General features: G+C 40.8%; 15 protein-coding genes. 5 read left to right on the top strand and 10 right to left on the bottom strand.

Annotated features, from left to right (window positions below; genetic code table 11):
• Positions 1-116: 116 nt before the first annotated feature.
• The 8 genes from ffh to ruvX all read right to left on the bottom strand — a co-directional run bounded on the left by ffh (position 117) and on the right by ruvX (position 6,605).
• Positions 117-1,457: a signal recognition particle protein gene (gene ffh, locus AQ505_RS00105; RefSeq protein WP_062546296.1), complete on the bottom strand. Its 1,341-nt coding sequence runs from the start codon at positions 1,455-1,457 to the stop codon at positions 117-119.
• An 84-nt stretch (positions 1,458-1,541) separates the two neighbouring features.
• Positions 1,542-2,564 (bottom strand): DUF3078 domain-containing protein, encoded by a 1,023-nt coding sequence (locus AQ505_RS00100; RefSeq protein WP_062546295.1) that lies wholly within the window; start codon positions 2,562-2,564, stop codon positions 1,542-1,544.
• 71 nt (positions 2,565-2,635) lie between these two features.
• Entirely contained in the window at positions 2,636-2,941 is a 306-nt protein-coding gene (locus tag AQ505_RS00095; RefSeq protein WP_157262153.1) for a hypothetical protein, read from the bottom strand.
• A gap of 26 nt (positions 2,942-2,967) precedes the next feature.
• Positions 2,968-3,720, bottom strand: coding sequence for a hypothetical protein (locus AQ505_RS00090; protein WP_062546294.1), 753 nt, complete (start codon positions 3,718-3,720; stop codon positions 2,968-2,970).
• 107 nt (positions 3,721-3,827) lie between these two features.
• The gene (locus tag AQ505_RS00085; RefSeq protein WP_249762029.1) at positions 3,828-4,739 is read right to left on the bottom strand and encodes a glucosaminidase domain-containing protein; all 912 of its coding nucleotides are present in this window, start codon (positions 4,737-4,739) and stop codon (positions 3,828-3,830) included.
• Complete coding sequence (locus AQ505_RS00080) at positions 4,739-5,422, bottom strand: glucosaminidase domain-containing protein (protein WP_062546292.1); 684 nt, start codon at positions 5,420-5,422, stop codon at positions 4,739-4,741. Before AQ505_RS00080 ends, AQ505_RS00085 begins: the two co-directional genes overlap by 1 nt.
• Before the next feature lie 3 nt (positions 5,423-5,425).
• Positions 5,426-6,061: an O-methyltransferase gene (locus tag AQ505_RS00075; protein WP_062546291.1), complete on the bottom strand. Its 636-nt coding sequence runs from the start codon at positions 6,059-6,061 to the stop codon at positions 5,426-5,428.
• A gap of 130 nt (positions 6,062-6,191) precedes the next feature.
• Positions 6,192-6,605 (bottom strand): Holliday junction resolvase RuvX, encoded by a 414-nt coding sequence (gene ruvX, locus AQ505_RS00070; RefSeq protein WP_062546290.1) that lies wholly within the window; start codon positions 6,603-6,605, stop codon positions 6,192-6,194.
• Positions 6,606-6,655: 50 nt separating this feature from the next.
• Between ruvX and AQ505_RS00065 the strand changes: the two genes are divergently transcribed.
• From AQ505_RS00065 to AQ505_RS00055, 3 genes are read left to right on the top strand one after another with little or no spacing between them, the layout of a single operon-like run.
• Entirely contained in the window at positions 6,656-7,804 is a 1,149-nt protein-coding gene (locus tag AQ505_RS00065; RefSeq protein ID WP_062546289.1) for a DNA polymerase III subunit, read from the top strand.
• Between the two features lie 2 nt (positions 7,805-7,806).
• Positions 7,807-9,498, top strand: a complete 1,692-nt coding sequence (gene ricT / locus AQ505_RS00060; protein WP_442952121.1) for a regulatory iron-sulfur-containing complex subunit RicT — start codon at positions 7,807-7,809, stop codon at positions 9,496-9,498.
• Between the two features lie 34 nt (positions 9,499-9,532).
• A complete protein-coding gene (locus AQ505_RS00055; protein ID WP_231634994.1) occupies positions 9,533-9,970 on the top strand; it encodes a gliding motility lipoprotein GldH in 438 nt (145 codons plus the stop codon).
• Here AQ505_RS00055 and AQ505_RS00050 read toward each other — a convergent pair.
• Complete coding sequence (locus AQ505_RS00050) at positions 9,957-10,607, bottom strand: DUF6266 family protein (protein ID WP_062546286.1); 651 nt, start codon at positions 10,605-10,607, stop codon at positions 9,957-9,959. The genes AQ505_RS00055 and AQ505_RS00050 overlap by 14 nt on opposite strands.
• A gap of 296 nt (positions 10,608-10,903) precedes the next feature.
• Entirely contained in the window at positions 10,904-12,205 is a 1,302-nt protein-coding gene (locus tag AQ505_RS00045) for a UDP-N-acetylmuramoyl-tripeptide--D-alanyl-D-alanine ligase (RefSeq protein WP_062546285.1), read from the bottom strand.
• A gap of 89 nt (positions 12,206-12,294) precedes the next feature.
• Here AQ505_RS00045 and AQ505_RS00040 point away from each other — a divergent pair, with 89 nt between their 5' ends.
• Entirely contained in the window at positions 12,295-14,796 is a 2,502-nt protein-coding gene (locus AQ505_RS00040; protein WP_082461364.1) for a M14 metallopeptidase family protein, read from the top strand.
• Between the two features lie 418 nt (positions 14,797-15,214).
• Entirely contained in the window at positions 15,215-18,409 is a 3,195-nt protein-coding gene (locus tag AQ505_RS00035) for a SusC/RagA family TonB-linked outer membrane protein (RefSeq protein ID WP_062546283.1), read from the top strand.
• The last annotated feature ends 3 nt before the right edge of the window (positions 18,410-18,412 follow it).

Genomic DNA, 18,412 nt, shown 5'->3' with positions numbered 1-18,412 from the left:
ATACAGTGGTTAGATTCCCTCAAATAAAACTTAAATAAACCACAAATAAAAAACCCGGCCTTGAAGGGCCGGGTTTTCTAAAATTGTCAAAAATTATTCTTTTTGAAGCGTTTTACCTACATTCTGCCCATTGGCATTTTAGGCATATTTTTCATCATTTTCGCTGCTGCTGCAGGATTTGAGAATTGCTTCATTACTTTACGCATATCTTCGAACTGTTTGATCAGTTTCGTTACATCTTCAATTTTGTTTCCAGAACCTTTAGCGATCCTTGCGCGTCTGCTTTGTTGAATGCTATCCGGATTTTCACGCTCGTACTTGGTCATCGACTGAATAATTGCTTCCACATTTTTAAAAGCATCATCTTCGATCTCCACATTCTTCATCATTTTGCTCACGCCTGGAATCATGCCCATCAAGTCTTTCATGTTACCCATTTTCTTGATCTGCTGAATCTGGCTGTAGAAATCGTTGAAGTCAAACTTATTCTTGCGGATTTTCTTTTGAAGTTCTGCCGCTTCTTTCTCATCAAACTGCTGTTGTGCACGCTCAACAAGGGAAACCACATCACCCATACCCAGGATACGTGAAGCCATCCTTTCTGGATAAAACACGTCCAGGGCTTCCATTTTCTCACCGGTACCAATAAATTTAATCGGCTTGTTTACTACCGATTTAATCGATAATGCCGCACCACCACGGGTATCACCATCTAATTTGGTCAATACCACACCTGTAAAATCTAACCTGTCGTTAAAGGCTTTTGCAGTATTCACCGCATCCTGACCGGTCATGGCATCCACCACAAATAGAATTTCGTGGGGTTTTGTATGTTCTTTTACGGCAGCGATCTCATTCATCATCTCCTCGTCTATTGCTAAACGACCTGCCGTATCAATAATAATTACATTGTTATGGTTCTTTTTACCTTCCGCAATACCTTCCATAGCAATGGCTACCGGATCTTTCGACGCAAGGTTCGCATATACTGGTACGCCAATCTGCTCCGCAAGAATCTGAAGCTGGTCTACCGCCGCAGGGCGATACATATCACCTGCAACCAATAAAGGTTTCTTGCCTTTACTTTTCAGATAGTTGGCCAGTTTTCCAGTGAAAGTAGTTTTACCCGCACCATTCAGTCCGGCGATCAATATGATGGTTGGATTGGTTTTTAAATCTAACTCTGTCACTTCACCACCCATTAAGGCAGTCAGCTCATCGTTCATTACTTTAGTCAGCAACTGACCTGGAGAAACAGCGGTAAGTACATTTAAACCAAGTGCTTTTTCCTTCACATCATCTGTGAAGCTCTTGGCTGTTTTGTAATTTACGTCGGCATCCAACAAAGCCTTACGGATTTCTTTCATGGTTTCGGCCACGTTGATTTCTGTAATACTGCCTTGTCCTTTTAAAACTTTAAATGCACGGTCTAGTTTATCCTGTAAATTTTCAAACATTTTATTTAATGCTTAGTGTTCAATTTTTTGTGAAAGCCAAAGTTATTAATTTTGGCCGAATGAAATGGCAATATTTATAAAGTATTACCTCGGGAAAACAAACATCACGCCAATAGCAAGTGTCTGATTCGCCTGAATCTTAGGATCTGTATCTTTATCTAACAAACCAACACCATTTAAACTGACATTCATCAGCCTGTTAAGCTTAGAGGTTAGGGTGATATCCAAACGGTGATCGATGTTTGACAAAGCTCTGTCGTAAGGAATAAACATCTGATACCTGGCCTTCAGCACTGTATTTGTGAAAATTTCTTTCTCAAAATTACTCACCACCTGGAAAGCCAGCTCATTTCTGAATTTTTTTCCTTTAGGTACCCCGTAATTAGATTCACTGCGGTTGACTGAATCAGGAGGGGTGATGAACAGTTCATTTGGTGCAAGCACGAAAGTTTGTTTCGCAGTACCTGTACCAATTCGGGTAGAGAAGTACTTATTTGGCTTATACTCAAAACCCATAGATTCTGTTAAATAACCGGGCGACATAAATTTGGAGGTCAGGATTTCCCTTTCCACTCCTGCGGCATCATTAAAATACCTAAATCCTTTGTCGAATTGAGATTCAAAGTTGATGGAACCAAAGAAATACCAGTTCTTAGAAAGCTGGATTGCCGCTTTATTATCCCAAAAGATACGATCTCTTGTTTTTTTCTGGAGTTGTCCTTTATTTCTCACTTTTCCATATTCCAGGATCAGTTCACTTACATAACTGTAGTTTTCTTTGCTGTATTCTGCCTTGTAATTGACTACGCCACCTAAAGCTACAGAGTTTACTCCACCACCAGTCCAGTTGTTGGAAAATGCAGCCTGGGAGAAATTAATGCCCACAGAAGTTCTGGTCTTCCAGTAATTTACTTTTGCATTCACAACAATTGGCGCCAGAGGCACCGCTTTAAAATTTAGGTTTCCCGTTCTCGAAGGCAGGGGGCTGCGTTTAAGTTTAATGTCTAAACCTTTAGTATCAATTGGAATGCTGTCTACTTCCTGAGCAGATGCTGAATTGAGGGACACGACTAAGATCAAAAAGAAGCTGGCGTAAAAAATCTTCATTCCTACAAAGAAAAACAAAAATGTTGCTTATTAAAAGTTTAATAGCAAACTAATTGCAGATGCTGAGGGATTTACGGCTTTTCAGCACGGTAAGGCCACCATGAAAACCATTTACGGCTTTTCAAATAGCCTAAATCTGATTCATTTGCGTAGGCTTCTCGCTCAAAACGGATGTTAAAATAGGCAAGATAGTGATTTTTGAAGCGGTAAAGGTTCAGCAAATAGTTCAGGCCATATAAAATATAGAAAGGAAGGATCAGGAGCTCCAGCTGCTGACGCAGGTGAATGCGCTCATGATTAATTAAGGTTGGATTGGTTTTTTGCGCTTTATGCTGTAAAATGATAAAGGGAAAGATGGCCATTGCATTGGCAGACATCCGGGGCCATATCAAAAAGAAAGACCTCAAAACTCATCAACCGTTAATTTTGGGAGCGGCTTAAGCCGGAATGCGGCTGGATTTCGCTTATAGCTCGCATAACTGTTTTTCAGGAACACAATAAAGGCATAATCGGATGCCGTCAATGCAAACTGATACGTAGGGCGATATTGCTGCATAAAATCTGCGGCTTCATAGTCACCGATATGGAGTACCCTTTTCACATATTCGGGCTTAAACCGATAGTCAATAATTGCTTCTTTATAGTCTTTTTCAAGGATCTGCTGCAGGTGTCTGGCATTCTTGCCATCTCGGCTCAACAGGTTGTAAATCGCATCAATACCCAGTCCGACGCCACCTGTGCCTAGATTGAGCAAGTCCTTGGCCTTGCCTTTATCCAAGGCGTATTTGTACTCTTTTAAAGTAAGTTCATGACGTTGCTGAGGAGTGTATTTTTCGCCAATAATCGCCACCTCTCTTAAATTAATACCTAATGATTTCAATTGAAAATAGACGGCTTTCTGGCCTTTATAAACCAAGGTATCCAGCGCATAACCTTGTAATACGGCAAATAACGTGTCCCCAACCGAAGCTTTGATGCTAAATTCTCCTTTTGGATTGTTGTAAATACCTTCGTCCTTACTGGAATTGTATACATATACCTTTGCCAATCGCAATTTAGATTCTTTGTCAATGACAAATCCCTGCACTACAGGCTGCTGTGCAAAAATTTTAAAACTTAGAAAAGAAAGTAACAAGAATAAACCTAACCGCTTCATTGCCTACAAAATTACGAGATATCTATATTTCGAATTAAATATTAACATTATTTAACTAAGCCCTGATTTATAGGAGTAGGATTAGTTCTGCTTTTATTGGATTCATTTTATTTAATCAGGATCAGTTTCTGGCCGATCTTAATGCCTTCTTCTGATAGCGAATTCAAGGTTTTGATGTCTTCAATACTAATGTTGAATCTTTTAGATAGGTTATACAAGGTGTCTCCTTTTTGCACAGTATAGGTTTTATCCGGACCCGGGGGGTCTACAGAGCCTGGTCCTGATGGCACTGTACCACTGGTATCTGCAGGTGTTTTAATGACCTGTTTAGATGGTGGCGTCGCTACCGGCGTGAATTTTTTCTTTTCCTCAGTGATGCCTGCATTGATTTCAGTGAATACTTTATCCTCTCTTTTCAATTTTTCTCTTTCTGTTTCCGATTGATCATATTGATTTAACTGGTACTTCTCAATGATGTTAATCAGCATGGTCGGATACTTTGGATTGGTGGCATATCCTGCTTGTTTCAAGCCGTAAGCCCAGTTTTTATAGTCGTTCTTGTCTAACTCAAATAGAAAGCTGTAACGCTTTCTTTTGAGAAACTGTGAATGGTCTTTATAAGATTCTCTAGCATCTTTATACACGCGAAAGCAATCGTCACTTTTGTCATCGTCTTTGTAATACGCCTTTCCTTTCCATTCAGAAGTACATTTAATCCCAAAATGGTTGTTGGCAAACTTGGCCAGACTGCTGTTTCCGCTGCCGGATTCAATAATTCCTTGTGCCAGGGTAATACTTGCTGGAATTCCAAAAGCATTCATCTCTTCAATTGCGACTGCTTTAAACGACTCAATGTAGTTCAAAGTGGTATAAGAAGGCATATTTGGGTTTGCTTTATTGGCTGCCTTTTCAATTTGCTTGTTATTGCGACTGTATTGTTTGGTTTTACAGGCAAAGAATAGCGGGAAAATCAGGGCAAGCAAGACTACTCTACTTTTCATTAGAAAATTATTGTTCATTAGATTCTTATTTTTTGTCCGGGTTTCAGGCGTATGCTCTTCAATCCGTTCTTTTTCATAATTGCTTTAGTGCTGGTATGGTAACGCTTGGCGATCGTACTTAAATTATCCCCACTTTTTACGGTATATCTTCTTCCTGTAGCAGCAGAAGTCCTTTTCCGGGTATGACTGCTGACCACAACTGCAGGTTCTACATAATCTTCAGGTCGTTCATCATACTGGTAAAGCTCGTATTTTTTGATGAGACCAACGATTTGTGAGGACCATGATCTGCTGTGTGCATAACCACCGCGCTGTATGCCCCTGGCCCAGGCCCGGTAATCATATTGATTATATTTTTCAAATAAGGGGCTGAAAGTTGCCCTGCTTTTCAAAAACTCAATAAAATGATCATAAGAGGCCTCTACTGAGTCGTAATCACGGTAAGCGGAACGGATTTCCGTATTGTTATTGGGGCCTTTAATGCCGAAATGGTTGTTCATATATCGGGCAATTTTACTTTGTCCGGAGGCCGATTCGTGAATCGCAACGGCGATAATGATACTGGCCGGGATTCCATTTTCGCGCATGAGCTCTTGGGCATGATCTACGCGTTCTGTAATATAATCTTCTGTACTTTGGGCCTGCGCAGCCACACTAAAAAGTGTGATGATGAGCAAAATCGACCATAGTTTTTTAACCATATCTTATTTTTTTCTGATGATAAACAGTCCGTCCCTAATGGGGAGGATCAGTTTTTCTACGCGGTCGTCGGCCGCTACTTTATCATTAAATGTACTTATATTTTTAGTTTCTTTATCCTGTGCGGGCTTTAAGACCTTTCCACTCCAAAGCACATTATCTACGATAATCAATCCTCCAGGGCGTATACGATCGAAAATCAGGTCGTAATAAGTGCCGTTATTTTTTTTATCTGCATCGATAAATACCAGGTCAAAAATCTCTTCCAACCCGTTGATAGTTTCCGTAGCATCCCCTAAAATATAAAGGATTTTTTCTGGATTTGGGGCGGCAGCAAGGTTGCGCAGTACCATTTCTTCCAGTTCTTCATTTTTATCGAGGGTATAGATGATTCCATCTGTTGTTAAACCCTCAGCCAGGCAAATTGTGGCGTATCCGGTAAACGTACCAATTTCTAAAATCCTTCGCGGAGCGATCATTTTGCTTAAAAAGCTCAATACGCGACCTTGATAATGACCGGAAATCATTCTCGGCATCAGCACTTTAAGGTTGGTTTCGCGGTCTATTTTTTTCAGTAACGCTGATTCCGGTTCGCAGTAATTGAGCAGCAATTGCTGCATATCGTCATTAATCAGGCTCATAATTTAATTATTCGGCATTCTTATTCTTTAATTAGATCTGTTTTATTCCTCCAGTAAACCAGGTTTGAGGCCTTAAATATAGCAAGCGTGTGCTTTATCTGAATCGGCCTTGCAAATCAAAATTGTACTATTAACGAGGCTGTTCCATAAAATATTGCAGGATGATGGTCGCTGCAATAGTATCTACCCGGTCTTTATCTCTTCGGTCCTGTTTTTTAAAGCCACTCTGCATGATGGTTTGATGGGCAAGCTTAGAAGTAAATCGCTCATCGATCCAAAATTGCGGGATGTCTGGGAAGGTTCTCCTCAATATCTTCGCAAAACCTTTTACATGCTGTTTGGATTCTGAAGGTGTACCGTCCATTTGTATGGGATCTCCGAGTACAAAGGCTTCCACTGCTTCTGTGAGCATATATTTTTTCAGGTATTCGATGATATCTTTCGGATGTATGGTGTCCAGCCCGGTTGCAATAATCTGCAAGGGGTCTGTAACGGCTATTCCGATCCGTTTAGTTCCGTAATCAAAAGCTAGAATTCTAGGCATAAATGCAAATATGCAAATCAATAATCTAAAAAATTGTTATTTTGCACCAAATGCAATTTAAAGACATCATCGGACAGGAAGAGATTAAGGCACAGTTGGTACAAACCGTTGTCGAAAACAGGGTGAGTCATGCCCAGTTATTTCTGTCTACTGAAGGGAGTGGTGCTCTGCCTCTGGCAATCGCCTACGCACAATACATCAATTGCCTGGATAAGCAGGATAATGATAGCTGTGGAGCCTGTTCATCCTGTCGGAAGTACGAGCGATATATCCATCCAGACTTGCATTTTTCCTATCCTTTTTTCGCTTCTAAAGATGCCAGAATTGCTGTTGATGTGATCGACGAATGGCGCAGTATGCTGCTCGAAGATCCTTATTTTGACATGGACATCTGGCGTTCAAAACTGAATGCGGAGAATAAACAGGCCAACATCAACATTGCCGAATGTCATGACATTATAAAAAAGCTGAGTTATAAAGCTTTTGAAGGAGAGACGAAGGTTTTGATCATGTGGCTGCCAGAATACCTGGATCGTGAGGGGAATTCTTTGTTGAAAATCATTGAAGAACCACCTGCAAACACTTTATTCCTGTTGGTGGCGAATAACCAGGAGCAGATCTTATCAACCTTGCTGTCGCGTACGCAAATTGTGAAGATTCCGAAGTTATCACATGAAACAATTGAAAATTACCTGACCGAAAAACACGGCATGCCGGAAGAACAGGCTACAGAATATAGCTTTCTGGCGGATGGAAATCTGATTGAAGCCAAGCTGTTACTGGCCAATACTCAAAATGGCAATGCTGATAAATTTGCCGAATGGCTGAGGATGGGTTATGGCAACCGCGTGTTGGAACTGACTACTTTTGTGGATCAGGCTGCCGGTTGGGGAAGAGAAAATCAAAAGAATTTTTTAAAATATGGAATTAATTTTCTGCGGGAATGCAGTCTGCTGCTCAGTGATGCAGAAGTACTGGTGAAACTGCCCGCAAGAACATTAGATACCGCAAAAAAGCTGAGCGAAAAGGTATTAGATTTACCGATGGCGGAGGCCATTATCCAGGAACTGGAACGCGCTCATTACCATATCGAAAGGAACGCTAACCCTAAAATTCTGTTTTTAGATGTATCTTTACAATTGGTAAAAATAATTAAGTTTAAAACGCTCCCGAAAGGGACTCAATATATATACAATTAACTATGGGATGTGGAAGTTGTTCTACAGGTGGCGGTTGCGCCCCCTCGGGCTGCAAAAGTAATGGCTCATGCCTTACTGGCGGCTGTCAGAAATTAGAAGTTTACGATTGGCTGTCGAATTTAGACATGCCCTCAAATTATATACCTTTTCAAGTAGTAGAAGTTAAATTTAAAGGTGCCAGGAAAGAATTTTTCCTGAATACGGAGAATATCTATCTTGAAATTGGTGAATTAGTGGCCGTAGAAGGCCCTACAGGAGGTTACGACGTAGGTCACATTTCTCTAACCGGAGAATTGGTGCGCATGCAGATGAAACGTCGTAAGACCCCGCTCGATCAGGTGACCAGAAAGATTTACAGGAAAGCAACGGAAGCAGATGTAGAGAAATGGAAATTGGCAAAAGGCTTAGAATGGGAGACCATGCATAAGGCCCGCACGCTGGCTTTAGATTTACGTTTGTCGATGAAAATCAGCGATGTAGATTACCAGGGTGATAAAACCAAGGCAACTTTCTTTTATACTGCTGAAGGGCGTGTAGATTTTAGAGAACTGATCAAGAAAATGGCAGAAACGTTCAGAATCAGGATTGAAATGCGCCAGATCGGAATGAGACAAGAAGCCGGCAGACTGGGCGGAATCGGCTCATGCGGTCGTGAATTGTGCTGTTCTACCTGGCTGACGAACTTTAAAACGGTATCTACCGCCGCTGCAAGGTATCAGAACTTGTCGTTAAACACTTTGAAGCTTGCCGGACAATGCGGAAAGTTGAAATGCTGCTTAAACTATGAGCTGGATACGTATCTGGATGCTTTGAAAGACATTCCTGATCGTATTGAGAACCTACAGACAGAAGTTGGCGTGGCACGTCACCAAAAAACTGATATTTTCAAGAAATTGATGTGGTTCAGCTATCCTAATATGGAAGATTGGATTCCGCTGAAAGTGGACCGTGTGAAAGAGATTATGGCCATGAATAAGAAAGGCCTGAAGCCTAATAATCTAAAGGAAGAAGCAGTAGAACTGGTTTCAAACACAGTAATCGAGAAGACTCCTGATTATGAAAATGTAGTTGGACAGGATAGTTTAACACGTCTGGACGATAAGCCCAGGAATAAAAACAACCGCAACAATAACAACAATAGAAATAATGCGCCTCGTACCGGGGAGCAAAAAGCAAATAATAATCCTAACAGAAACGATAAAACGGCAAGGCCAGAGAAGCAAAACAGACCTGGACAACCAACCAGACCACGTCCGGAACGTTCGGAAGGGAATAAAAATGTACCTGCAGCTGGCGGACAAAATGCACAGCCAAAAGGGCAGGTTCCTGTTGGGAATGCAAATGCAAAAGCACTGGGAGGTAACCCAAATGCACATCCAAAAGCGCCAAGACCAGCTCAAAATGTAGCTGGAGAATCAGGTCCGACAGTAAAAGCACAGCAGCCAGGCGGTAACGCAGGGCAGCAGAAAGGTCAAAATAAAGGTCCTGCTGGAAATGCAAAAGCACAGGGAGGTAATCCAAACGTACAACCAAAAGCACCAAGACCAGCGCCAAATGCAGCTGGAGAATCAGGTCTAACAGCAGAAGGAGCACCTGCGGCAGATGGCACAACGCCTCCTGCAAAGAGCCGCAACAATAGAAACAGAAATAATAACCGCAGAAAAAAACCAACGGATAAGCCTGCAAATGAATAATTTTAAAGCAGTTTTAGTGCTAATTACGGGTATCATGGCCACTCTTTCGAGCGGCTGTGATACCCATAATTTGATTGATAACAATGTTTCTATGCCCTCCAGAAACTGGAGCTATGACCATAGGGTAAAAGCGGTAATCGACATTATCGATAGCAGCAAGCCTTATAATATCTATTTTAAGCTTCGCCATACTGCTGATTATGGCTATTCTAACATCTTTGTGTTGATGCATATGCGCAAAGAAGGAGATAAAAAAGTAATCCGACGTTACGAATACCGTTTAGCACAGCCCGATGGCCAATGGAATGGTTCTGGTTCCGGTAACCTTTACACCTATACTTTGCCTTTATTGACCAATTATAAGTTCCCTTCTCCGGGAAAATATGAGGTGGAATTGGAGCAAAATATGCGGGATAATCCATTAAAAGGGATCAGCGACGCGGGTATAAAAGTTTCCACTATTCAGCCATAGGTTTGACATTTAAAGCACCGAGGTACTTGCTGTCCGAAATACGCTTTCCATCTGCAGCCCTAAGACTCATGTATATGGCCATTGGTTTTGCAAGATCTTCTGGGTGCATCTCTATAAAATGAACACCATCACATCTCTTTGCCGCATTTAGGTAAGAATCTGCTTTTTGAGTAGCAGTATAGCAAACCATAATCATAACCAGGTCATCGTACTCCCCATTTTCAGTTTTCTGACTGGTATCCCAGGTAAAATTTAGGCCTGTCGCTGCCTTGCTGAACTTTACACCTTGAATTACAGCGAGTGTTCCCTGACTGATGATCACCTGTTCATAATCCACTTCTATGTTAGGGTATTCCCCTTTCAAAGCGTGTTTTTTATGGTAAGCCGTAGCCAGATTATGGGCATTTCTATCGGTTCCTTTTACCGCTATTGCGAATCCCAGGTCGAGGTATTTGACCATCGGACTGAGCAGTTTCATGGTGACGGCCATCTTTTGACGGTTCGCCAGCTGTAGTGGCGTTGCAGGGCCTTGCTTGCCGATTGCCTTGCAGATCAGTTTGTCTTTTAAAAGATAGAAGACTAAATTTCCGATTTTTCCATTGGGGATACCCAAGGCACTGTGGTTCATGATTGCCATGATAATTGGTTTATGGTTTCAATTCTTCTGATGAATTCTAGTCATCATCATTAAAGGTACCATTAAAGATTAGGATAGATCGCAGTTTGCAATGCTTGGGGAGCTGTCTGTAGATTTCAGGGGAAACTGTCTGTACATTGATGAGTGCTACGAGCGCTCTAAGTAGTTATTGATGAGCCGCTAGCAGGGATTGGGGCCCTGCAAGGCCCTATCAGTCCCCTGGTAAAAGCCTGTTAGCGCTTGATTGAGGAAAAGACAATCCCTCAAATAAAATTGGTCTATTTTTTTAGTTTTTCTTACAAAGAAGGAAGTAATTGTTCCAAAGCCATTCCTCTTGAACCTTTCAGCAGCACCAGGCTATCTTCAATTGAAGCTTGTTCCAGGAAGGCTTTAGCTTCGGCTGGATTTTGGAAAAAATGACCTCTGTGATCCCCTTTTTGCTCGTAAAAATATTTTCCAATGAAAATTAGGGTTGCTACATTGGTGTTTTCTGCTTCAGAAATGATCAGGCGGTGCTGTGCAGCAGATTCACTGCCCAGCTCAAACATATCTCCTATGATGACTACCTTCTTGTCGGCAGAAAGAGACTCTATATTGGCTAGGGCCGCGGTCATACTGCTTGGATTGGCATTGTAGAAATCACAGATCACGGTGTTTTTATCCGTTTTGCTCAATTGAGAACGGTTGTTTTTAGGTTGATACCCCGATAATCCAGCGTTGATTTGTTCGGCAGTCAGGCCAAAGAAATGGCTGATACAAATTGCGGCCAGCATGTTTTCAAAATTATAAGCCCCCGTAAGCTGGGTTTGTACCTGCTGACTTCTCATCTGATCTGTCCAGGAAAGTTCCAGGAAAGGGTCGGTTTTCAACAGCTTACCCGAAATAGCATTGTTGACTTCCCTGCCATAATATACCGTTTTTGTCAATTCAGCAACAGCGGTCATTTCTAATAAATACGGGTTATCGCGGTTGATGAAAGCGGTTCCATCGTGTTTTTTCAGGTAGGTGTAAAGCTCGGCCTTTCCTCTCTTGACGCCTTCAAATCCTCCAAAGCCATCCAGATGTGCCATGCCAATATTGGTGATGAGGCCATGTGTTGGCTGTGCGAGTTCGCATAAAAACTCGATCTCTTTTTGGTGATTTGCGCCCATTTCTATCACTGCTATTTCTGTTTCATTCGTTAGGGAAAGCAGGGAAAGCGGGACACCAATGTGGTTATTCAGGTTGCCTTTAGTGGCAAATGTTTGGTATTTCTCAGAAAGAACGGCGTTGATCAGTTCTTTGGTCGTTGTTTTTCCGTTACTGCCGGTTAAACCGATCACAGGAATATTTAATTGTTCGCGGTGGTATTTAGCCAGTTCCTGGAGCGCAGTTAATACATCAGGCACTAGAATACAGCGCTTGTCAATCAAATATGCGGGATTATCAATGATCGCATGTGCAGCACCATTCGCTAATGCCTGTTCCGCAAAGGAGTTGGCATCAAAATTTTCGCCTTTAAGGGCAAAGAAAAGACAGTCTTTAGTAATGCTCCTTGTATCGGTGCATATCGTAGGGTATTTTAAAAAATGTTGATACAGGGAATTTGGAGTTGACATGTGCTTAAATCTAAATGATATGGTAAAATTACACTATGAAAGAGAAACAAAAAATATTCTTTAGTATTTTGGAGTCTTAATTCCTGATTATGAAGTGTTATTTGCTCTCATTTTTGTTGTTGCTGACTGGACTAAAGCCTGCGGAAGCACAGCTAAGGTCGCCGGAAGAGTTTTTAGGCTATCCTTTGGGCAGTAAATTTACACCTCATTATAAGGTGCTGGAATATTTTAAATATTTGGGATCTGCCAATAAGAATATCAAAATCCAGAAATATGGCAAGACTTATGAAGGTCGGGAACTACTAGTGGCCATGGTATCTGCAAAAGAGAATATGGATAACCTGGAAGGAATCAGGAGGCAAAATCTGAGTTTAAGTAATGCTGAAGGGCTTTCCTCGGCTAATAAGTTGGCTCTTAAAGGTAAACAACCCGTTATTTTGTGGCTGAGTTACAATGTCCATGGCAATGAGGCGAGTTCTACGGAAACTGCGTTGAAAATGCTGTTTACACTTGCAGAGGCAAAGACCGTAAACATTCAAAACTGGTTAAAGAATACGGTGGTGATCATTGATCCTTGTCTCAATCCAGATGGGAGGGAGCGGTACTTGAACTTTTTCAGCTCAACAATGGGGAAACAGCCCAATCCAGATCCGATGTCCAGAGAACATACTGAACCTTGGCCTGGAGGGAGATCTAATCATTATTATTTTGATCTGAACAGAGATTGGGCTTGGCAATCACAGATAGAAACGCAGCAGCGACTGGATTTATACCAGGATTGGATGCCGGAAGTTCATGTTGATTTTCATGAGCAAAGTTATAATGAGCCTTACTATTTCGCACCTGCTGCTGAACCGATTCATCAGGACATTACTCCTTGGCAAAGAAACTTTCAGATCACTGTAGGAAAGAATAATGCCAAGTATTTTGACAAGAATGGCTGGCAATATTTCACAAAAGAGCAGTTTGATCTATTGTATCCCTCTTATGGAGATACTTATCCTTTATATAATGGTGCGATTGGAATGACTTATGAACAAGGTGGAATTGGTGCAGGATTAGCGGTGAACACCATTGATGGGGATACGCTGACCTTAAAAGATCGGATTGCGCATCATTTTACTACAGGAATGGCCACATTGGAAACCGTTTCCGCATATGCCGATCAATTAGTTGAGGAATTTGGAAAGTATTTTGAAAAAGGTGTGACCGCCCCACCGGGCGTTTATAAGAGTTATGTGATCAAGGCAGAAAACAAATACAGACAGCAGCAAATGGCAACTCTTTTGAAAAAGAACCACATACAGTTTGCCTATGGTCTGGATAAAGAATATACTGGTTATAGTTATGAAAATAAAAAAACTGAACGTTTTAAAGGCGAACGGAATGACCTGGTAATTAATTTAAACCAGCCCAGGGCCATATTGGCAAATGTGCTGATGGAACCTCAAACCACAGTGAGCGATTCTAATACTTACGATATTACTGCCTGGGCACTGCCTTATGCCTATGGATTGCCTGCTTTCGCTACTCAGGAAGCCATTAAAGGTCTTTTTCCAGCGCCGGAAGAAAAAGCCGAACTCTTTCCTTTGGTCGACAGGCCTTATGCCTGGATTTTTCCCTGGCGAAGTATGAACGATGCGCAAGTATTGATTTCCCTTCAGAATGAAAATATCAAGGTCCGGATTGCCGAGGAGCCATTTACCATTGCAGGGCGTAAATTTGAGATCGGTTCCTTATTGGTTTACCGGACAGAAAATGAGAAGTTGGTTCCGGCGCTGGCTGCAAAAATGGCTGCAATTGAGAAGAAGTCGAAACAATCTTTTTATCCTGCAGCAAGTGGCTTTGTGGATCGGGGAAAGGATTTCGGATCCTCTGCCTACCGCATATTGACCAAGCCCAAAGTAGCGATAGTTTCCGGCCCCGAAAGTTCTTCTCAAAGTGTAGGACAGCTTTGGTATTTTATGGAACAGGAGTTAAATTACCCGGTAAGCATGATTGCCCTGAGAAATATTGATAACCTTAATTTGAACAAAATAAACGTTTTGATTCTACCTGATGGCTCTTATCCAGTTGAAATGATGGACAAATTAGAAGATTGGATAAAAATTGGGGGAAGGTTGATCCTGATGGAGGACGCCATTCAAAGTGTCACTGATTCCAAGCTTTTTGAAGTCAGAAAGAAGGAAGTATTTAAGGAGGAAGATGTGCTGGTAAATCCTGCGTTGTATGCAAACCGGAATACAATGGATCTGTCTGATGCGATCCCGGGGGCCATATTTAAAGTGCATTTAGACCATAGCCATCCGCTGGCTACCGGTTTAGGAGTTTATTATTATGCGCTTAAAACCGACGATCATATTTATTCCCCTTTAAATAAAGGCTGGAATGTAGGCTTACTTAAGCCAGACAGCTATGTAGCCGGCGTGGCTGGGAAAACGGTGATGAAAACACTGAGTTCCGGAATGACACTAGGGGTTCAATCGCTGGGTAAAGGAGCGATTGTCTATATTGGAACCGATGTATTGTTCCGCTCTTTTTGGGAAAATGGAAAACAATTGTTCCTAAATGCATTGTTTTTAGTTGATTAACTAAGGTATTTCTGCTCAATCTCCCGATTCTTCTTCGTTTTAAGTAGCTAATATCAAATTTCATTAATTTATCAATAGCCACATTTACTCATATATGTGGAAGATTTGGCAATTTTGTGATTTTGCGACTACGATTGTGTGATTTTGTTACATAAATCATGAAATATAATTAAAAACTGTTTTTTCAGTTTAAAAAAAGGATTTAGCGCATCTAAGCTATTGCTAAGAAAATAAAATTCTCCAAAAATGAATAATTCAAAATTAAATATTGTTTTTGAGTTGTTATATTTTTTAAACCATTTGGGTTTTTTGTCAAAAAACAGTCATTTAAGGCTAATTTGAGGGTTTTTTATGATGCTCGCATAGCATGTTATGTCTATATTCAGCCCCTATTAACTAACCTAATTTTATTATTTTTATGAAAAAACTTTTACAAAGTTTGTTCATTTTGATGTTTATCGCGGGATCAGCGATGGCACAAGAAAGGACAATCAGTGGGACGGTTACTGACAAAGGAGATGGCTTGCCACTTCCAGGAGTAACAGTTAGGATTAAGGGTACCCAAGGGGGTACACAAACAAGCGGAGATGGTAAATATACCGTAAAGGTAAATTCATCCGCAACAGAATTAGAGTTCTCTTATTTAGGTTATTTAACGCAATTACGTCCATTATCTTCTAATGTGATTAATGTTGCTTTGGTAGCTGATTCAAAATTACTTTCTGAGGTTGTGGTTACAGGAATGGGTATTTCACGCGAGAAAAAAGCGTTGGCCTACAATGTTCAGACCTTAAAAAGTGAGGATTTAACAAAAGCATCTAACCCAAGTTTAGTTGGGTCTTTACAAGGTAAATTGTCAGGTGTAGAGATTAAGCCTTCAAGTGGTATGCCAGGTGCTTCTGCAAACGTGGTTGTACGTGGAGCGAGATCATTTACTGGCGACAACAGTCCTCTATACGTAATTGACGGAATGCCGATTTCTTCTACTGCTGATTTCTCTACGGGAAATGGTGTAACAGGATCTGATATTGCAAACCGCTCTGTGGATTTAGATCCAAATGATATCGAGAGCATGAGCGTTTTAAAAGGTCAGGCTGCTTCAGCATTATATGGAATTCGTGCTTCAAATGGTGTAATTGTGATCACGACTAAAAGTGGTAAAGGATTGGCTAAAGGAAAACCAGTAGTTACTTTTAACTCTAGTTTCGCATTAGACAGGATTTCACGCAAGCCAGAATTGCAGAGTACTTATGCGCAGGGTAGTGATGGTCAATTTGCTCCAAATACATCTATGTCTTGGGGACCAAGAGTCGAGGATCTTCCAAATAGTCCGCTATATGGTGGAAATACACAGGGTAAAGACAACATCTATACTGTAGGTGGCTTACACCCAGGTCAATACTATGTGCCGCAATTGGCACAGGCAGGTCTGGATCCATGGGCAACTCCGACCAAATACGACAATGTTAAAGATTTCTTCGATATTGGAAGAACCTTCAACAATTCAGTAAATGTAGCTCAGGCAACTGAAACCGGTAACTTTTCCATTGGTATAGGTAACTCCAGCCAAACAGGTATTATTTCTTCTACTTCAATGGAGAGATATAATGCTAAAGTTGCGGCAGAAACCAATCTAAATAAAGCATGGAAAATAGGTTTCTCTGGAAACTATGTACAGTCTGATATTGATAAAGCTTCTGCTGGAAATGATGCTTTATTGGGTACTGTTTATTCTGCTCCGGTAAATTACAACTTAAAAGGAATTCCAAATCATATTCCAAGTGATCCATATACACAGATCAACTACCGTTCATTAACTTTCAATAACCCTTATTGGGGTATGGAAAACAACGTGTTTAATGAGCGTACGAACCGTTTCTTTGGAAATGGTTATGTGAATTTCAATCCTGTAGTAAACTGGGGAAGAGATTCTAAGTTCTTTGTTAAATATCAATTGGGTGTAGATTCTTACGCCTCAAATTACCAGGATATTTTTGGATACGGAAATGCTGGTAAGGCTGGTTCGATCAATAATTATGGTGCTACTGTTGCAACTTATAACTCTTTGTTAACGGCTAATTATGCGGTTAAACTTTCTGATGATTTCAGCTTAACTGCTTTATTGGGTAATGAGATCAATGACCAGAATTTGAAAAGATATGATGAAACCGGTTTGAACTTCAACTTTGGTGGTTGGAAACATATCGACAATACCACCACTAGAAATGCTACTGAATCTAAAAACAGATACAGAACGGTAGGTTTCTTCTCTAGCGTAAACTTAGCCTATAAAGGCATGTTATACCTGGACTTAACAGGAAGAAATGACATTGTTTCGAGTATGCCAAGAGGTAACCGTTCCTTTGTATATCCTTCAGCATCCTTAGGCTTTATTGTTACTGAGCTGGACGGATTGAAGCAGAATGAGGTACTTAACTTCTTAAAATTAAGAGCTTCTTATGCTGAAGTTGGTCAGGCGGGTAAATATTTGATGAACTATTACAGCACACCTAGTTATGGTGGCGGTTTCTGGCGTAATGATCCTGTTAATTATCCTATTGACGGAACTACGGCTTATACACCTGATGGAACATTATACAATAAAGACCTTAAGCCTCAGAATACCATCTCTAAGGAGGTTGGTTTTGAAGCAAGGGTATTGAATAACTTATTCACCATTGACTATACCTTCTCTAGACAAGATGTAAAAAATCAGATTTTCCCTGTTCCTCTTGGAGGTTCCTCTGGTGCAAGTCAAATCATCATGAATGGTGGAAAAATCCACACCAATGCGCATGAGATTTCCTTAAATATCAATCCTGTGAAAAAGGAAGATATTGACTTTAACATCGGTTTCAATTTCACGAAAATTGACAACTATGTAGATGAGTTAGCTCCTGGTGTAGAAAGTATTTTCTTAGGTGGTTTCACTACTCCACAAGTACGTGCAGGTGTAGGAGATAAGTTCCCTGTAATTTATGGTGGTACTTTCTTAAGAGATGGAAACGGAAACGTTCTTATTCAGGAAGATAAAAACGCGGATGATTATGGTATGCCTTTAGCAGGTGAGCCAGGTGTGATCGGTAGTGTTTCTCCTAAATTCCTTTTAGGTGGTAATGCGGCATTCCGTTACAAACGTTTCTCTGTAAGTACTACTTTTGAGTGGAAAAACGGGGGTTCAATTTATTCTGGAAGTAATGGTCTAATGAATACTTATGGTATGGGTAAAGCTACAGAAGATCGTACAACTCCATTTATCTATCCAGGTGTGAAAGCTGATGGATCCGCTAATGATATCGTTAGAGGTGGTGCTTCAGATTCTTATGCTTATGAAATGCTGTATTCAAATGTGTTGGGTAACATTGATGAAGCCTTCATCTATGATGCTTCATTTGTAAAAATGAGAGAATTGGTGTTCAGCTACAAAGTTCCGAAGTTCAACAAAATGAACTTAAGCGTTTCTGCTTTTGCACGTAACATCTTAATCTGGTCTAAATTGCCAAATTTCGATCCTGAGTCTTCTCAAGGTAATACAAATATGGGTGGAGCATTCGAGCGTTTCTCAGTTCCTCAAACGTCTACTTTCGGTATGGGTTTAAACCTTACATTTTAATAA

Source organism: Pedobacter sp. PACM 27299 (genome assembly GCF_001412655.1).
Taxonomy (GTDB): domain Bacteria; phylum Bacteroidota; class Bacteroidia; order Sphingobacteriales; family Sphingobacteriaceae; genus Pedobacter.
This window is presented reverse-complemented; position numbering and strand designations above follow the sequence as displayed.